We start from the raw sequence: 17,037 nt of genomic DNA on the forward strand, positions 1-17,037 counted from the left end.
GGGTTAAGCTGAAGGGATAGCGCTTAAGCTAGGACGTATTTTGGCAATAATTTACTCGGACTACGCAGTTTACCGAGTGGATAGGGGCGCTATGGGCGCCCCGGGAGGTTATTTGCGGCCCAGTATAAAGCCAAGCAGTAGCCCGATGGTTCCAATTGCGGCAAGTCCAATAAGCGGGTTTTCACGAACCTGCTCACGAACGCCTGCCGCCGCATCGTTCAGAGCTTCAGAGACTCTAGCCGTGGCCTGCCTGGCCGCGCCTTTAGCCTCATGTTCGGGAGAATCGATCGCCTCACCGAATTTTTTCTGGGCTGCCCCAGCAAATTGTTCAGTTTTGTTCTTTGCCTTGTCCACAGCATCGCCGATGGCTTCATTATTTGGTTTTGTAATCTCAGACATAACTATCCCTCTTTCAATTATTCACAAGAATAAGGATAGTTAAGTTTTACTGATAAACATAATGGCCATGCCAGCTTTAAGACTAATAGAGTATTCCATGCCTGGCCCTAAACCGGCGGCATGGCTACTAGGCTGCAAAATTTATGGCTTATCCCGTCATAACGGCTGCGAGAGCCGTGGAGGAAAAAATGTGCAGGTGAATGCCGAGGCATGGATATGAGGCCGCGTCCCGCCTTCGCCTCCCCGTCATCCATCAAAGCGAAAAGGGCGTTCAGGTCGCCATACTCATTCAGCGTACCCTGTTGCGCGAACGTGATGATGGTCAGCCGCTGTTAAAACAAAACACATCGGCATAGTGATAGAGGGTAGGTGACACCGGTTCAACGCTGGCATCTATAAGTACATGTGAATGTTAATAACAATCCACCGCTAGAAACGTTTGTAAGGTTATTACGAAAAATTTTGATTTACTGTTCAGCAAAACTAAAGATAAATCATTATATATTTTAAAGCGTTAATTTTGAATACAACGCGGAGTGAGCTTTTATTTATATTAAAAACAATCATATAATAAATAATTGTAAAAAAGGAGAGATGCTAGGCTAGCGAAATTTTTCTGGTGTTCTATGGTTTTCTGAACCACAGATAAGTTTTTTTTAAGCCTCGGCGATCGTTTCAGGCAGCGAGGTTTCCTGAAGACACTACATTAAGTTACCACTTTTTTTTCAATATTTTTTACGGCTAGCACCTGAGATCCACAGTCATTTTAAACTAAAAATATAGCTTAATTAACCCTGTTATCATTCAGTAATTCGAATGGGACGTTACGCCCCATGCCTGCATATCTGGTTGAAGATCGCTATTTTTCTCTGCCGTTTAAGTGATAGGTGAAATTTTAATATGCAGAGGCGCTGGAGTGAATATATTCAGCAATTTTTGGCAGGCGGGCTTTGAAGCCGCGGATCATCGAAACCGACTCGGTGAATTACTCTCATTAAATGAGGCGACAGGGCATCAGCACTATGCCGCTTCCGGAGCTTATCCTTGTGATGGGGGACGAGGTTTCTTTGGCGGTCAGGGCGGCGGCGGCGGGATTACGCCATGTCTCGGTTCGCTGTGTAAACCTGGGCATAGGACGGGCAAATTTAATGGACAAACACTGGATTTATTTTGCCGGTGATACCGTTTTTCACCGGATTTTTATCCAGAGGAACGCCAGCCCCTTGTGCAACCCACCCGGTGGATGCGGACTGACGTGCGAAATCACCTATTCTCCCCTGAAACCACTGCCTGCCGAGGGAAAACAGCTTATCGACAGATGTATCGCCGAATGCATTGCGGTGGGTATGTTTACCGCAAATGATCTTGTTATGACCGCTAATCAAATCGACATTCCTTATGCCTACGTAATTTACGATCATGCCCGGTAACAAAATGTTGAAATTGTGCGTCAGTGGTTATTGCTTCACGATATCGTATTGTCAGGGCGATACAGTGAATGGGAATATTACAATTCCGATCATGCGTTTATTGCCGGAAAAACAGCGGCTGAAAAGGTTAAAAACCGTTCATATCGCAGGGGGGGCCGGGCGTAGCAATTCATTATGGCCAAAGCAAAAGCCGACGGCCGGGTAATAATCCTTTGCCGCCCGCTTATTCCCTATCCCTTGCCGCGCCGCTTCACCCGCCGGTCATTTCGCTAGCCCATGGCGGATTAGCCCCGGCCCGCGCCACGGTAATCGCGGCCGCATGAACCCCGAGTTCCAGCGCGGCGCGTATCTGCTCCCCGCTTAGTCCCGCAATCGCCGCCTTGCTAAGCAGCCCCTGCCGGTGAAGACTGGTCAATATCCCGGCATTGACGGTATCCCCGGCGCCCACCGTATCCACCACGGGGACCTTCTTCCCCGCAACGCGCACCCTGGCGGTGGCCGAGTAGGCGTCGGCACCGGCCGCGCCCCGGGTGATCACCACCAGGCGGGGGCCCCTAGCCAGCCAGCGGGCGGTGATGTCCTCGTCGCTGCCGCTTTCCCCGAACCAGGCTAAATCCTCATCGGACAGCTTGACGATATCCGCCAGGGTTATCATGCGCCGCAGGCGGGCAAGATGTTTTTCGCGGTCGGTCATTAAGTTGGCGCGGATATTGGGATCGAGGAACATGACGCGTTGCGGCGCTTCACGGGCCATCAGGGCCTCATAGACGCCGCCGCAGGGTTCGGCGATCAGGCTAACGCCGCCAAACAAGCAGGCGGTCGTATCGTTATCCGGGGCCGGCAGGTCGCTGTGCGCCAGCATGCGGCCAGCGGTATTTTCGTCATAGAAGGCATAGCGCGCGTGACCGTCGACCAGTTGCACAAAAGCCAGCGTGGTCGGGCGGGAAGAGCTGGCGGCCCGCGCGTAATCAACATTGGCGCGCGTCAGGGCGTCGCGCAGTAACTCCCCCATAAAATCGGCCGACAGGCCGGAAAATAGCCCCGCCGGCACCCCGAGCCGCCCCAGGGCAATCGCGGTATTGAACGCCGCCCCGCCGGCGCAGGGCAGAAAGGCGGTCTCCCCGGACGCGGTCGCGCGGGGCAGCATATCGATCAGCGCTTCGCCACAGCATAGAATCATCAGCGGTCTCCTTTATCTACCGTAACCACCGGCGGCGTCTCAAGCTGGTCGGCAACCTGCGTCCAGCGTTCGGCAACCCGTCCGTAGGCGGTCTTGATCTCCACTCCCGTCGGCAGCTCCGGGCATTCATTTTCGCCGTTGGTGCCCCAGTTTACCCAGCCGGACTGACGGCGCTGCACAATCTGAAAGGCGCCGGACGGTTGGGACGTCCACCACACCATGGCGCGCCCCGAGGCTTGGTGGTATTCCACCGTTTTGCTGGCCGGTCCCGGGAAGATCGTTTCATGCGGCACGGCGGAGACATCCACCGCCCGATCCGTCAGGATCCAGGGGCGGTTATTCATATCGGCGCTAACGTGCGCCCTGGCTCTTACGCGGGCCAGTCTTTCCTGCAGTTCGTCTTCGTCGAGCACCTTTTCCCAGGCGCAGAACAGACGCCAGTATAGATCCCAGTGGGCCGACGCCATATCCGCCAGCCGGGCGCGAAACTCCTCGAATTTCGGGCCGTGGTTTGCCGAGTTGGCGACCGTATCGGCCACCATGGCCACCAGCTCGCCGGCGTAGGGATCCCCGGCGCGATAACGCGTTCCGCCATAGGCGGCAAACCGGTCAAATACCAGCGCTCCGGCTCCGCCCTCAAACTCATCGCCCACGGTGATTTTGTCGGTCACCGAGCGGCCGTTGATTAGGGTCTGGAAGCTATCGACCCGGTAGCGGCGCTGGAAGAACGGGGTGTTGTAGGTGAATTGCCAGTCGATGGTAAAGCGCTTGCCGCGCAGTTCCGGCAGCAGGCCATCGGGGATCTGTCCATGCATGCGGTAATGATGCAGCACCGGCCCGCATTCCACGGTTTCAATCGTTACCCTGGTATGTTCGGGCGGGTTAATCAGCCCGTTCTCCGGGGTGAAGAAGGGGCCGTAGAAACCGCCGATGGCGTTATTGCCGGACGGCAACAGCTCAAAACCGTCCTCGACGGCGCGGAAATGGCGGATGCCCCACTTTGATGAGCCTACCCCCTGGGCGGAGCCGTGGCACAATTCCAGATCGAAGGCGCCGGTATCGAGGCGCGCGAAGCAGTCCGCCTCTTTGCCGGTCAGCACCTGAATTCCTCCGGCCTGCGCGGCTTCCTCCACCGTACAGGGCCGGTCAAGCGTTAAACGCAGCCGGCCCGCAAAGCTGACGGTGGCGATAAGGCGGGTTCGGCCATTGCCCGAACCGGCGGCCAGCCGCTGGCAGAGCACCTGTTCGCCGCCGTCGGCGGTGGCCAGCCACAGGTCGTCGGCAAGATCCCGTTTAATGGTGAATATCACGGGTTCATATACCCGCTGCCCGGGCAGCGGATCCGTGATGGTAATGGTATCTGACATGCGTGATCTCCAGAACAAGAGGCGTGAGGCCCGCCGCCGCGACAGCAGACCGAAAAGGGATAATCCAGGATGCGTTATGGCGGCGTGATTTTTTTCCGGTGCCGGGAGGTGAACAGCTCCGGACGTTGTTTCAGCCCGTCGATGGCCACCGCCAGGATGATAACGATCCCTTTGATCAACAATTGGGTGAAGAAGGGGACGCTGAGCAGGATAAGCCCGGTGCTCAGCACGCCGAGGATTATGGAACCAATCAGCGTGCCTATAATGCGCCCGCGCCCGCCGGCCAGGCTGGTGCCCCCCAGCACGACCGCGGCGATGGCGTCAAGTTCATAACCGGTGCCCGCCGTAGGCTGGGCAGAGATAACCCGCGCTGCAAAGATAATGCCGGCCAGGCCAGAGCAGATGCCCGCGATAACATAAACCGAGGTAATGATGCGATTGACCCGCACCCCGGCCAGGCGCGCCGCCTGGGCATTGCCGCCTACCGCGTACAGGTGGCGCCCGTAGCGGGTGCGCTCCAGAATAAACCACGCCAGCACATACACCGCGGCCATGATAATCACCGGAATCGGGATGCCGGCCAGGTAGCCGTTGCCGAGCTCGCGAAAGCTCAGGCTGCTGGACACAATGGGCTGGCCTTCGGTAATGGTATAAGCCAGCCCGCGCAAAAACGTCATGGTGCCCAGGGTGACGATAAACGGCGCCAGCGACAGGTAGGCGGTCAGCGCGCCGTTGATAAGCCCGCAGGCGGCTCCGGCAAGCGTGCCCGCCAGGATTGCCGCCGGCGCCGGCCAGCCGGCCATGGCCGCCACCACCGACACCACGCCTGAGACGGCGACGATGGAGCCGACGGACAGGTCGATGCCGCCGGTCAGGATGACAAAGGTTAGTCCCGCCGCCAGAATGGCGTTCACGGATATGGAGCGGGCAATATTCAGCAGGTTGTCCACCCGATTGAAGTTCGGGGCAAACATCGACATCAGCGCCACCAGGACAATCAGCACCATCAAAATGCCCACCCGGTCCCACCATCTGGCAAAATCAAACGGCGTCCGGGCGGGCGTGGCGGCCGGCGTTGCGGATACTGGATTATCTTTGTTCATATTGCATACCTTCACCTTTCCCCGCCTGGCCGGCAAACGTGCCCGTGGCGTGCAGCATCACGGTCTCTTCCGTTGCCGTTGCGGAGGGCATTTCATGGACGATGCGTCCGTTACGCATCACGAGAAGCCGGTCGCTGATGCCGATGGCTTCGGGTAAATCGGATGAAATCACCAGCACCGCCTTGCCGGCCCGGGCCAGTTGATCGATAAGTTCGTAAATTTCCCGCTTGGCGCCGATGTCGACCCCGCGGGTAGGCTCGTCGAGGATCAGCAGTCTGGAGTCGCGCAGCAGCCAGCGCGCCAGCGCCGCCTTTTGCTGGTTACCGCCGGATAAATCCTTCACCGGCAGGTCGAGCGCGTTCTGCCGCAGCCTGAGCCTGGTCATCTGTTCGGAAACGGCGGCGCGCACGGCGCGCCGCCTGACCACGCCGCCGATGACGTAGCGGTCAAGCGAGCTAAGGGCGATATTGCGCTCCACGGAGTGATCCAGAAACAGTCCCTGCGACTTGCGATCCTCTGATACCATCCCGACGCCGTCGGCAATCGCGGCAGCCGGATCGGCGGGGGCGCTTTCCCGCCCCGCCAGGCGCACCTGGCCCGCCGTGCGCCGGTCGGCGCCGAACAGCAGGCGGGCGACCTCGGTCCGGCCAGAGCCGATAAGCCCCGCCATGCACACCACTTCCCCGGCCCGTACCTGAAAATCCACCGGGCCCGCCTTGTCTCCCGCCAGGCCTGTCACCTCCAGCAGCACCTCTGCCGGCGCGCGGGCGGCGTGCTGGTACAGATCAACGATTTGCCGTCCCACCATCATGCGCACCACCTCGGCGGTGGAGATATCGCGCATGTCCCGGGTGCCCACCCAGCCGCCATCGCGAAACACCGTGATGCGATGCGCCAGTTGCCAGACTTCCTCCATACGATGCGAGATATAAATCATACCGACGCCCGCCCGGCTCATCTGATTAATGATGGCGTAGAGCGCCTGCGCCTCGGGGCGGGATAGGGCGGCAGTCGGCTCATCGAGCACCAGGACGCGCGCATCCTCACTGACGGCGCGGGCAATTTCCACCATTTGCTGCCGGCCGATGCTCAGCGCGCCGAGCGGCTGATGGGGATCGATATCCGCGTGGATACGGGCCAGTTTCTGCCGCGCCTCCCGATACATACGCTCCCGATCCAGGATCCCCAGGCGGGTGACCGGCTCCCGGCCCAGCGCCAGGTTTTCGGCCACCGTCATATCCGGCACCGTGTTAAGCTCCTGGTGAATGATGGCGATGCCGTTATTGCGCGCGTCGCGCGGCGTCCGGATATCGATCTCCCGGCCGTCGATCAGGATCCGGCCGCTATCGCGCGTCACATTGCCGGACAGGATCTTCATCAGGGTGGACTTACCCGCGCCGTTCTCGCCCATCAGGGCGTGGACCTCCCCGGCCCGCAGATCGAAGCGGACGTCGTTGAGCGCAAGCGTAGCGCCATAGCGTTTCGAAATCCCCTCCAGCCGGAGCAGGGGTTGTTCTGTGATATCAGCCATCGTCGTCACCCTGCGGGACAAGCGGTATCGCCCATCCCGCCCGTGTTGGTGTTTCAACGCTTACCAGCCCGGGTAGCCGGCCACGTTGCCGCGCGTGACCAGCACGCTGGGAATAAGCACGGTGCGCGAGGCAACCGGTTTGCCGGCCGCGATGTCCTGGGCAATCCTGATCGCCTGATGCACCATCTCTCCCGGGTTTTGCGTGGCGGTGCCGATAAACGGGGAGCCGGAGCGTTTGAGCTCGTCAACCGCCTCCGGGCTGCCGTCAACGCCGGTCACCTTGATGTCGCCCGCCTTGCCCGCCTGTTCAACCGCCAGCACGGCGCCCAGGGCGGAAGGATCGTTCATGCCGAAAATACCGGTAACATCGGGATGGGCGGTCAGCATATCGGTGGTTACCGCCAGGCCGGAGGCCCGGTCATTGCGGGAAGATTGCTGCCCAACGATCCTGATGCCCGGATAGTTTTTGGCGACGTTTTTACAGCCCTTGATGCGGTCAATAATGGTCTGGATAGGCGTGCCGTCCACCAGCAGCACTTCCCCTTTGCCGCCCATTTGGGTGAACAGATAGTCACATGACTTTTCACCGGCCTGCACGGCGTTGGTCATAACGGCGGCGTCCGCCCCTTTAGCCGGGGTATCCACCGCGACCACAATGATCCCCGCGGCCTTGGCCCGGTCGATGGCCGGCTCGATCCCCGCTTCATCCACGGCGGAGATAACGATCAGATCCACGCCCTGCTGGATAAAGGCGTCGATCTGGGTATTCTGGTTCGACAGATCCAGCTGGGCGTCCTGCACGTTCAGCGTCGCGCCGATCTCGGCGGCCATTTTTTTGCCGCCTTTGGTCATGGCGGAAAAAAACGGATTCGACATGTCCTGGACCATTAGCCCGATGCGGGCGATCTTTTTCGGGGCGTCCTGCGCCAGGGCGGCGGGCGCAAAACCGAGCGTGGCGGCGACCACGGCGGTAATGGCCATGGACAAACATGCTTTATGGATTATTTTCATTAGGTTCCCCTTCACTTCACGTATTGTTGGATAGCACAGGTGTAGGTACAGCGCGCCGGGACATCCTGAGAAAACCGTGCCCCGGTTACGACTCTTTTTTCTTTTTTGGCAACGCGGGAAGTCCGCAGCCGCAGGATTGGCGGACGATAAGCTCCGCCGGCACCTGCTGTTGATACTCCCGCCGGGAGGCGGAAGAGGGCGCCGCGTTATCCGGCCCGGTTTGCTCACCGATCAGCGCCACCAGCAATCCGGCCGCGCGCCGGCCAATCTCTTCGCTGTGTTCGTTCAGGGTGGTAAGCGGTGGATTAAGCAGCGGCGCCCAGTCGAATTCGTCATAACCCATAAGCGCCATGTCGGCGGGTATGGCTATCCGGCGGTCCTGCAGGAGTTTTAACGCTCCCAGCAGCAGGGGGTTGTTGCCGGCAATCAGCACATCCGGCAATCGCGCCGTTTTTTCCAGGTATTGTCCGAGTTTTGCGTATGCCGAGTGCGTGTCGTTATCGCTTTCCAGCACCACCAATTGGGCGCCGTGGCGCCTGGCGGCCTCGCGTATGCCGCGTTCACGCTCAAAACGCGTGGTCCATTTTTCCGGGTAGATCAGGAACAGCCATTCGCGGTAGCCGTGATAGGCCAGATGATCGCCCACCAGCAGGCTGGCGTTGAAGTTGTCGGTGGTTACGCTGGGATAGGTATTTTCACCCACCGGAGCGGAGTCGACAAAAACGATGGGGATATCCCATGTCTCCAGCAGCCGGATATTGTCGGGGCTTAGGGTCAGGGTTGAAATGACGCCGGCCATGCGCGACTCGATAAGCCTTTTGATCATGCGGTCTTCAAGGCAAGGGTCGTACACGCCGTCCACCGCCACGTCGCCCACCACCACCGTCCAGTTCGAGGGCCGCAGGGTATGCTGGATGCCGGACATCAGGTTAAGATAATAGGAGTTAGACGCATCGGCGGTGATCACCGCCACCGAATCCCGGCTGGAGCGGCGCAGTTCCTGCGCCGCCCGGTTGGGGACATAACCCAGTTCCCGCGCCGCCAGCAGGATCATCTTGAGGCTCTCCTCCGACACGCCTTCGCCGCCGTTGAGCGCCTTGGAAACCGTGAACATGGATAAACCCGTGGCGCGGCTGACATCCCGCATGGTGACCTTGCGCATTTTCGCGTTCCTTTACAAACTATTTTTTAAAGGCGTACCTAAACGTTTATGTCATATAGATAAACGTTTATTTATCTGGTTTCAGTGAGCAAAATCTCGTTTTTGATGTTTATTCGCACTATTCAGGATCGATGCCGGCATTAACGGCGGCGCTTTGCCCGAAAAACCAACCTGCGCCGGCGGGCAAAACCTTGCGTTTCACCGCCCCGGGTTTTATGGTGATTGCCGCGCTGATTGCGTTGGGTCCCGGGCGGCGGCACCCCGGCCACGAGCATCGATTTTTTCAACAGGAGTCTTTTATGCTGGGTATTATCAGGGTTCTAACCCACGACGATCGGCAGTTTGTGGAAGAGCATGGCCGTCTGATTCAACGGGAGTACGGCATTGTGTCCCTGAGTCGTTGCATTCCCGATCAGCGCAAAGGGATTTATGACGATGCCAGCCAGATCCTGGCGGTACCGAAGATTGTCGCGCTGGGGCAGGCGTTACAGGCGGAGGGTTGTAGCGCGCTGTTCCTGAGCTGCGCGGCCGATCCGGGACTGGCGGAGCTGCGCCGGGCGGTAACCATCCCCATTATCAGCGCCGGCAGCGCGTCCGCAAGCGTGGCTGCCATGCTTAAACGGCCGGCGGCGGTGATGGGTATTGGGGCGGATGCGCCGCTGCCGTTTAAACAACTGCTCGGGGAATCGGTCATCTATGCGCGGCCGGAAGGGGTATTTAACACCACAGACCTGTTAACTCCGCAGGGGCGGGAAAGCGCGCTGTCCTGTGCCGATACGCTTTATCGCCAGGGCGCGCAGGTGATTGCCTTCTCCTGTACGGGTTTTTCCACCATCGCGCTGGCCGACAGCATTCGTCAGCATTTGGGCAAGATAGCCATTGATGCGGTCAGCGCCGCGGGGCTGTTTATCAGTCAGCTGGCGCCGCGTTAACCCGGCGCGTGGCTATGAGTGATAAAAACGCGCCGCCCGCGGGGCCTGGTTACAGGGTGCCGTTAATGGCGTAGTCAAAAATCTGGTAGCTCTTGATATCCGAACAGGCCACATGGTTGCGGTATTCCGCATTAAGGGGGCGGTTCAGAATAAAGGGCACTTTGCACTCGGTCACGCCGCCATGGGTACGCAGGCGGTGGCCTTTCAGCCCGGTCAGGTCGTGCAGTCCGGCGGAACTGCCGATACATACGTTCTTTTGGGATATCACCACCACATCTGCTTCCCTGTCCTCAGGCAGGTCAAACAGGCGGCAGGCGGTGATCTTATCCAGGGAAAGATCGATGCCCTCCACGGCGGCGATGCGATCGACGATCGTCCGCACGTTGATATTTCCCTTGCTCCATACCCGCACAAAACTGCCCAGGGCGCCATGGTGCGCCACAAAGGCATCGGTGATGGGGCAGACCACCGTGGTCTCCCCTGCACCGAACTCGGCGTCAAGAATATCCTGCAGCCAGATGACGTTCGGTTCACCTTCGTCGTTGCTTTTGTCACTCATGCCATGATCGGCGATCAGGCCCAGCACGATATCCTCTTGCGCCAGGCGGCCGAAAGCGTCATCCAGTTTCTGGTAAAATTGCCGTGCTTCCTCTTCTTCCGGCGCCCATTTGTGCTGGACGAAGTCGGTTAACGAAAGATACATCAGGTTGGGGCGCCGCTCTTTCAGCAACCGAATCCCCGCTTCCAGCACAAACAGCGACAGTTCCATGGAATACATGTCGGGCTTTGCCATGCCGACATATTCCAGCACGTTGTTAATGCCGTTTTCAGCCAGGGTACAGCGGTCCGCGCATTCGGACGAAAAAGAAATATGGCCCTGGCTGACATCCAGCCCCTTGCCCAGCTGGCGTCGTAACTTATCCTTCGCGGTGATGGAGACCACCCCGGCGCCTGCTTTTGCAAAACCGGCCAGAATGGTTTCGCCGCGCAGCAGCTCCGGCCCGGTCATCACTACCGGCTCCCACGTGTTGGTGTCCAGGTAGAAGTTACCCGAAATGCCATGTTTCGCCGTCGGGACGCCCGTAATGATGGACATGTTGTTCGGGCAGGTGAAGGACGGCATAGAGCCTGTCGCCACCGTTGCGTACCCTTCCTGGATAAAACGCCGGAGGTTGGGAAGCACGCCGTCGGCGAGGAATTTTTGCAAATACTCCGGATCTCCTCCGTCAATACAGACCACCACCACAGGACGTTCGGACCGGCGGTATTTTTTGCCATTAACATTGATTGGACTATTCATGCTTACTCCTTTGCGAATTACGGGTTGGTAGTGCCACCAGAAGATGGTAATCCTGTAATATTGCACATTGTTGACAATTTACCATTTAGCCAGCCGCAATGATATCTGATAAACTGAATGTAAATCACAATTTGGGACGGCTATGAATACGCCAGAAAGCATCACGCTGCTACGGACCCAATCCCTCACGACCCTGGTGCATGAGGAGCTGGAACGGCGCATTATTGCCGGACAACTGTTACCCGGCACGCCGCTGCGTGAAGCGGCGATTGCAACGGAAATGGGGATTTCCCGCGGGCCGGTCCGGGAAGCGTTCAGGATGCTGGAGGAGCGCGGGTTAGTGATGTTCGAGAAAAATTGCGGCGTGCGGATACGCCGGCTTGATCTTGCGCAGGCGCAACACATTTACCAGGTGCGTATCCCGCTGGAGGAACTAATAGGAATGCTGGCGGCACAGAATCTGGCGCAGGAAGGCGCCATGCTGATCCGCCAGGCTCTTGAACAGATGGCCGCGACGGTCGAGCGCCAGGATGTTGCCGCCTATACGGCGCTGAACTTTCAGTTCCATGACCTGTTGGCGAGATATACCGGCAACCCGTCGCTGTACGATACCTACCGCAGGCTGGTGGTCCAGCTGGAATTGTTCAGGAGCTATACTTTCAAGTTAAACCCGGAAACCATTAACCTTTCGCTAAGGGAGCATGCCGAGATATTTGCGGCGATCGTCTCACGAGACTCGGCACGGTCGGGCGCGCTTTTACGCCGCCATGCGCAGGATAGCCTGACCCGTCTGCATAAGGCCTCGCTGCCTTCCTGACGTTCTGTCGATTTAAAGGCCTTTATTTTCCCACCACGCGTTGAATATTTGCCCGGCGTTGCCGACCACCACCACTTCGCCTATCTCGGGCGTCAGCAGTTTATAGGGTTTATCCGCGCTGGCGGCGGCCAGCCGTCGGTAGGGATCATCCCATGCGTGGTTGGACATGGAGAATCTTCCCGAGTGGGCGGGCAACAGTGATTTAGCGCCCAGCTCCGTAGCGGCCTGGGCAACCTGTTCAGGCAACATATGAATATACTTCCAGCTTTTGTCATACTGGCCGTTCTCCATAATGGCCAGATCGACTTCGCCAAACATGTCGCCAATCCGGGCAAAATGCGGCCCGTAGCCGCTGTCGCCGCTATAAAAGATCCGGCGCAGGGGCGTTTCCAGCATAAAGCTGGCCCAAAGCGTTTTGTTGCTGGTGAGGCCGCGGCCGGAAAAATGACGGGCGGGCAGGACATGGACGGTCAAACCAGGAGAAAACGTCCATTTTTGACCCCAGTCGGATTCATGGATGATATCGGGGGCAAAACCCCAGTATTCCAGGTGCGCCCCGACGCCGAGCGGGCAGAGGATCGCCGTTATTTTCGGCTTCAGCGCGGCCAGGGTCGGGTAATCCAGATGATCCCAGTGATCGTGGGAAATAATCAGGTAATCGATGCCGGGCATATCCGCGGCGGAATAAGGGTAATCGCCCTTAAACGCCCGGTTTAAGAAAGAAAAAGGCGCCGCGTAGGCACTGAAAATCGGATCGATCAGGATCCGGTGCCCGCCAAGCTGCATAAAATAGGATGAATGGCCGAGCCATATCACCACGTCTTGGTCTCTGTTAAGCGCTTTCAGGTTGGTTTTAACCACCGGCAAGGCGCCGGCGGGTTTGACCCGCCGGTGGCCGCCGAACATAAATTCCCAGAGGACAGAAAAGTGCCCCGCCCCGTCTGAAAACAGGGTGGTGGCGAGTTGATTGCGAAACGCCCCATCCGCGTAGTTCGGCGATGCCTTGATGCGCTCAAGGCGTTGACCGGCGGGCAGTTTGCCGAATTCCGGTCTGGAAAAAAGCGATGAAATACCGCTGGCGCTACCTAATAACATCATGAATACGACCGTTAAGATAATTTTTTTGATGGCGGATTTATGCTCCCATATCACCGTTATCCGTGACTTATTCACCGGCATCGGTAAGGGGGCGTTCGCCAGAAGCCTCGGGCTTGTTGCATGAGCATCGATAAATCACTTGAATGTGAGTGATTACATACTCATCATAGGGGCCGCGGATGAACAGATCAACGTGATCTTCAACATAGCGTCTACAGGCTGATAATTGCCAAATGGCGGACCGGCATGGTTCAATCTTGTTTATTACGGTAAAAATGGTGGGTAGCGTGGCTCGTCCGAAAAGTGAAGAGAAAAGGCTCGCATTGCTCGAGGCAGCGGTGGATGCCGTGGCGGAGCATGGACTGGGCGCGTCGACCGCGCGCATAGCGGCCCAAGCCGGCGTGGCGGAAGGGACGCTCTTCCGGTATTTCGCCACTAAAGACCATCTGCTTAACGAACTCTATTTCCATCTAAAGCAAAACCTGTGCAATGCGATGATGGAGGATTATCTCCGCACGGATCAGGTTAAAGAGCGCGCGCGTTCCGTATGGAACAGCTACATCGGGTGGGGGCTCGTTAACCCGGCAGCCAACAAGGCTATGCGCCAGTTGGCCGTTTCTGACAAGATCAGGCCGGCCACCATCGCCTGTGTGGCTGAGCTGTTTCCCGATCTCGAGGAACTCTCCGAGGCCTGCGTCATTGAAGGGGTGTTAATAAAAGGCCAATCGGCTTTTGCGGATGCTATTTTTATGGCGCTTGCCCAAACCACGATGGAATTTGCATTACGCGAACCCGATGAAATCGATGCGTACAAAGCAGCGGGGTTTGACGTTATGTGGCGGGCTTTCACCAAATAATAATGATTCAACCGCCGTCATGAATAAATCCAGTCAATCATTCTTATGGCATATCCTGGTCAAATAATTCCTTAGGGCTTTGTCCGACTATAAAAAAAGGGGCCAGGGCAGGCCCAAAGATACACAGCAAAAAGGAATTTCATGGAACCTACGATCGCATATCAATTCTCAATACTTTATGAACAGACCAGGCTATTTATAGTGATTGACGGGTGATGATCAATGGGCCGTTCCCCATAGCGCATGGTTCATTGCTCGCAGCGCAATCCGCTTAGCATTTTTCCAGGCACTCGTTGTGGTTTGATGGCCGAGGCACACAGCGGCATGTCCTGTCGCCGCTCATTTAAAGGCGAAAACTATTCAGATTATTCGCGCGCCCTGCAACGCGCTGTAAATACTAATAATGAATTAACCGTGCTTTTATTGCTCGTCCACGGAACTAATTATTCATAACGCTTTTCTAACAGGGTGTTGATCTTATAAAGAGTCGCTGGTATAGCTTTATAAGCGGCGATGGGCAGGAATAACCCGCCGAAGGTATCGGCAGTGCCTTTGTCATTACTGTCATGGCTCCGAGGGCCTGGAAGGTAATGGCAACTTCATGGGCATGTTTGATTAGCGAGGAAAGAAAATGACTAATGAAAAATGCGAACTATCATACTCCCAGGTGACGACGTTGTGCTTTATGGCTTTTTTCATCCTGGCTGCCGGCATCTGCTGGATTCACTCCTGGCCGTAAGCACCGCCGGGAATAAGCTTTGCCCGGACCGTTGGCCCCGGCGGCAAATCCGGCGGCGGCTATGCAATACCTCGACCTGCCGCATCCCTGCGGATGCTGAACGTTTCGCTCGTTTTTATTTTGTAACATCTCCCCGCTTATTCTGTACGCACAGAATACAAACCTTTTTTAGCCGTTTTGCTATCTTACAATTGGCTTCCCTATGGAGCTGGTATTTTTTCATTGTGTTCTTTGCCCGCGGAATTGATTGCGGGCTTTTTTTTGCCTGCAGGCGGAAGTAGCGCAGGTCGCGTTATTCCTGCTGTCGGACCGGGCATCTTACGTGACGGGGCCGGCGTTGGTGGTGGACGGCGGCCAAAGCTCGATATAACGAAACCCGCGCCGGGATGTTGCAAAACTGACGCAATGGGTAAATGCCTGCCGAGGTCGGAAATCTGACGCTGGGCGGGCAAAATATGTTTTCATCGCCGTTTAAACACCACTGCGAGTCACAGATCCATGATGATTTGTTTAACTACGCCGATAATCCGGCAATTGCCGTTCACTTCGAGCATTTTATAGCTCGGATTGAGCGGCACCAGATATTTAAACGGCCCGTCGGTGGTAAATTTCTTGAGCGTAGCCTCATTGCTGCCTTCCAGCTGGGCGACGACAATCTTGCCATTGGCTTCATCCCTGCCGCCGAAATCCGGATCGACCACCACGACGGAACCGTCGGGAATGCTGGGCGCGCCGTGGGGGTTGGTCATGGAATCGCCCCTGACCTTCAGCGCAAACGCAAATTCCGAGACCGAGGCCGTGGTATAGATCCAATCCCTGGCATCGTCCAGGGTGACGGGCTTTTCCGATTCGGTCCATATTCCGGCCTGCACCCAGGATAATACGGGGATTTCCTTGATGCCGAAGCGCGCGGTCGGCAGTGGCGCTGGGCTGTCGGCCATTGCCTCGCCTTTGCCGTCGACCAGCCAGGCGGGCCGGCATTGCAGCGCCGCGGCCAGCGCCTGGAGATTGGCGCCGCCGGGCTGATAATCGCCCGACTCCCATCCCGTCACCGTGACACGGCTGACCCCGACCAGATTGGCCAGGACCTGTTGGGTGATATTTAACTCTTTTCGCCTGGCGCGAATACGACTACTCATTTCCATGTAGGTAATCCTACCATCATATGATGTAAGTTTTATTGACTTTTTAATGTCAGATATCCTACTATTTAAAGGTCAGTATATCTGACATCACGGTCTTAATGAAGAAAAAAGACCATATTTCCTACCATAATGTCGGGGAAGCGGCCGCCGCGGTGGAAGGATCAATCCGGCACCGCCGCCCGGCACGGTGCGGGAAAGGAGGGGATAAAACGGAATGACCGATTTTGAAAAAGAAGTCGCCCTGGCGAAGCGGCTGGAGCGTTCATATTTGTGGCGCCGCGCCGCGCGTCAGTGGCTGGCGGTAATAGATATCGTCCCTGATGCGCAAGAACGCCTGCGCGATGCGCTTATCGCCCGCAGGGAACAATGCATCTCTTACGGCAATTGTTTTTGCGGCGAATACGGCGGCATCAGCGAGGCGCGGATTATCGAGCAATAGACGACCGATGGGGGACGCCCTTGTGCGGCAAAGGCGTGTTTCCTGCCGGAACCCTCTGAACGGCTGGCGGGAGAAAGACTATGCCCGGAAAATTGACTACCGCAGGAGCCTATTCTATGTCCGGTTTTCTTATCGCGATGGGGAAGTGCGGCATCTGGCTATCCAATCTGGACTGGAACAAAATCGCCATCATTTTGGGCGTGGTAATTGGCATAGCCACATATTTTACCAATTTTTATTTCCAGCGCCGGCAGACCAAAGCCATCGAACAGGCCGCGCATGATGGGAAGACCATCATTCCGCCGTCCGAATAAGGGCCCGGTCCCGGCCGATACCAACGCGCCGTGCCCGACTCGGGCAGCGTTTACCGAGATTGGCAAGCGCATCCCCGGGCCGGTTCAGCGGTTTTTTACGCCGTAGAGGGGCAATAGCATAAATATTGGGCAAAATGTTGCCATATCCTGCCCACGATCAAATCATGTGCGGTTGATGCGCGCTAATACTGAATCAACACCAGTCGATGGATT

General features: G+C 57.1%; 16 protein-coding genes and 1 pseudogene. 7 read left to right on the top strand and 10 right to left on the bottom strand.

All coding sequences use genetic code 11. From position 1 onward, the window contains the following. Positions 1-108 precede the first annotated feature (108 nt). Positions 109-399: a CsbD family protein gene (locus GRH90_RS19495; protein WP_162367632.1), complete on the bottom strand. Its 291-nt coding sequence runs from the start codon at positions 397-399 to the stop codon at positions 109-111. A 1,148-nt stretch (positions 400-1,547) separates the two neighbouring features. On the opposite strand from GRH90_RS19495, the gene GRH90_RS26615 reads away from it, so the two are divergent. After that, positions 1,548-1,829: a hypothetical protein gene (locus GRH90_RS26615; RefSeq protein ID WP_178113251.1), complete on the top strand. Its 282-nt coding sequence runs from the start codon at positions 1,548-1,550 to the stop codon at positions 1,827-1,829. A 250-nt stretch (positions 1,830-2,079) separates the two neighbouring features. Here GRH90_RS26615 and GRH90_RS19505 read toward each other — a convergent pair whose 3' ends face one another. The 6 genes from GRH90_RS19505 to GRH90_RS19530 form a co-directional block, all read right to left on the bottom strand. Then, positions 2,080-3,009: a carbohydrate kinase family protein gene (locus GRH90_RS19505; protein ID WP_162367633.1), complete on the bottom strand. Its 930-nt coding sequence runs from the start codon at positions 3,007-3,009 to the stop codon at positions 2,080-2,082. Next, positions 3,009-4,376: a hypothetical protein gene (locus tag GRH90_RS19510; RefSeq protein ID WP_162367634.1), complete on the bottom strand. Its 1,368-nt coding sequence runs from the start codon at positions 4,374-4,376 to the stop codon at positions 3,009-3,011. Before GRH90_RS19510 ends, GRH90_RS19505 begins: the two co-directional genes overlap by 1 nt. Positions 4,377-4,450: 74 nt before the next feature. Beyond that, entirely contained in the window at positions 4,451-5,479 is a 1,029-nt protein-coding gene (locus GRH90_RS19515) for an ABC transporter permease subunit (RefSeq protein WP_162367635.1), read from the bottom strand. After that, positions 5,466-7,010 (bottom strand): sugar ABC transporter ATP-binding protein, encoded by a 1,545-nt coding sequence (locus tag GRH90_RS19520; protein WP_162367636.1) that lies wholly within the window; start codon positions 7,008-7,010, stop codon positions 5,466-5,468. Before GRH90_RS19520 ends, GRH90_RS19515 begins: the two co-directional genes overlap by 14 nt. Positions 7,011-7,070: 60 nt before the next feature. Beyond that, positions 7,071-8,021 (bottom strand): ABC transporter substrate-binding protein, encoded by a 951-nt coding sequence (locus GRH90_RS19525; protein WP_162367637.1) that lies wholly within the window; start codon positions 8,019-8,021, stop codon positions 7,071-7,073. Between the two features lie 85 nt (positions 8,022-8,106). Further along, the gene (locus GRH90_RS19530) at positions 8,107-9,183 is read right to left on the bottom strand and encodes a LacI family DNA-binding transcriptional regulator (RefSeq protein WP_162367638.1); all 1,077 of its coding nucleotides are present in this window, start codon (positions 9,181-9,183) and stop codon (positions 8,107-8,109) included. Positions 9,184-9,314: 131 nt separating this feature from the next. Between GRH90_RS19530 and GRH90_RS19535 the strand changes: the two genes are divergently transcribed. Continuing rightward, the gene (locus GRH90_RS19535; protein ID WP_246236161.1) at positions 9,315-10,115 is read left to right on the top strand and encodes an aspartate/glutamate racemase family protein; all 801 of its coding nucleotides are present in this window, start codon (positions 9,315-9,317) and stop codon (positions 10,113-10,115) included. Between the two features lie 49 nt (positions 10,116-10,164). Here the strand turns inward: GRH90_RS19535 and phnA are convergent, their stop codons facing one another. Continuing rightward, positions 10,165-11,415 (bottom strand): phosphonoacetate hydrolase, encoded by a 1,251-nt coding sequence (phnA, locus tag GRH90_RS19540; protein ID WP_162367639.1) that lies wholly within the window; start codon positions 11,413-11,415, stop codon positions 10,165-10,167. 142 nt (positions 11,416-11,557) lie between these two features. Here phnA and GRH90_RS19545 point away from each other — a divergent pair, with 142 nt between their 5' ends. Further along, entirely contained in the window at positions 11,558-12,232 is a 675-nt protein-coding gene (locus GRH90_RS19545; RefSeq protein WP_162367640.1) for an FCD domain-containing protein, read from the top strand. 12 nt (positions 12,233-12,244) lie between these two features. On the opposite strand, the gene GRH90_RS19550 is transcribed toward GRH90_RS19545, so the two are convergent. Then, complete coding sequence (locus GRH90_RS19550) at positions 12,245-13,360, bottom strand: MBL fold metallo-hydrolase (RefSeq protein ID WP_162367769.1); 1,116 nt, start codon at positions 13,358-13,360, stop codon at positions 12,245-12,247. A gap of 257 nt (positions 13,361-13,617) precedes the next feature. On the opposite strand from GRH90_RS19550, the gene GRH90_RS19555 reads away from it, so the two are divergent. Together GRH90_RS19555 and GRH90_RS19560 are read left to right on the top strand one after the other, a co-directional pair. Then, complete coding sequence (locus GRH90_RS19555) at positions 13,618-14,187, top strand: TetR/AcrR family transcriptional regulator (RefSeq protein WP_162367641.1); 570 nt, start codon at positions 13,618-13,620, stop codon at positions 14,185-14,187. A gap of 1,013 nt (positions 14,188-15,200) precedes the next feature. Further along, a pseudogene (locus tag GRH90_RS19560) lies at positions 15,201-15,296 on the top strand (SDR family oxidoreductase); the annotation flags it as partial. 118 nt (positions 15,297-15,414) lie between these two features. On the opposite strand, the gene GRH90_RS19565 reads toward GRH90_RS19560, so the two are convergent. Next, positions 15,415-16,071, bottom strand: a complete 657-nt coding sequence (locus GRH90_RS19565; RefSeq protein WP_162367643.1) for a LexA family protein — start codon at positions 16,069-16,071, stop codon at positions 15,415-15,417. Between the two features lie 214 nt (positions 16,072-16,285). Between GRH90_RS19565 and GRH90_RS19570 the strand changes: the two genes are divergently transcribed. Together GRH90_RS19570 and GRH90_RS19575 are read left to right on the top strand one after the other, a co-directional pair. Further along, entirely contained in the window at positions 16,286-16,510 is a 225-nt protein-coding gene (locus GRH90_RS19570; RefSeq protein WP_162367644.1) for a PerC family transcriptional regulator, read from the top strand. Positions 16,511-16,590: 80 nt separating this feature from the next. Next, the gene (locus GRH90_RS19575) at positions 16,591-16,824 is read left to right on the top strand and encodes a phage holin (RefSeq protein WP_162367645.1); all 234 of its coding nucleotides are present in this window, start codon (positions 16,591-16,593) and stop codon (positions 16,822-16,824) included. Positions 16,825-17,037: the final 213 nt, after the last annotated feature.

This window comes from Acerihabitans arboris, from assembly GCF_010131535.1.
GTDB lineage: Bacteria > Pseudomonadota > Gammaproteobacteria > Enterobacterales > Enterobacteriaceae > Acerihabitans > Acerihabitans arboris.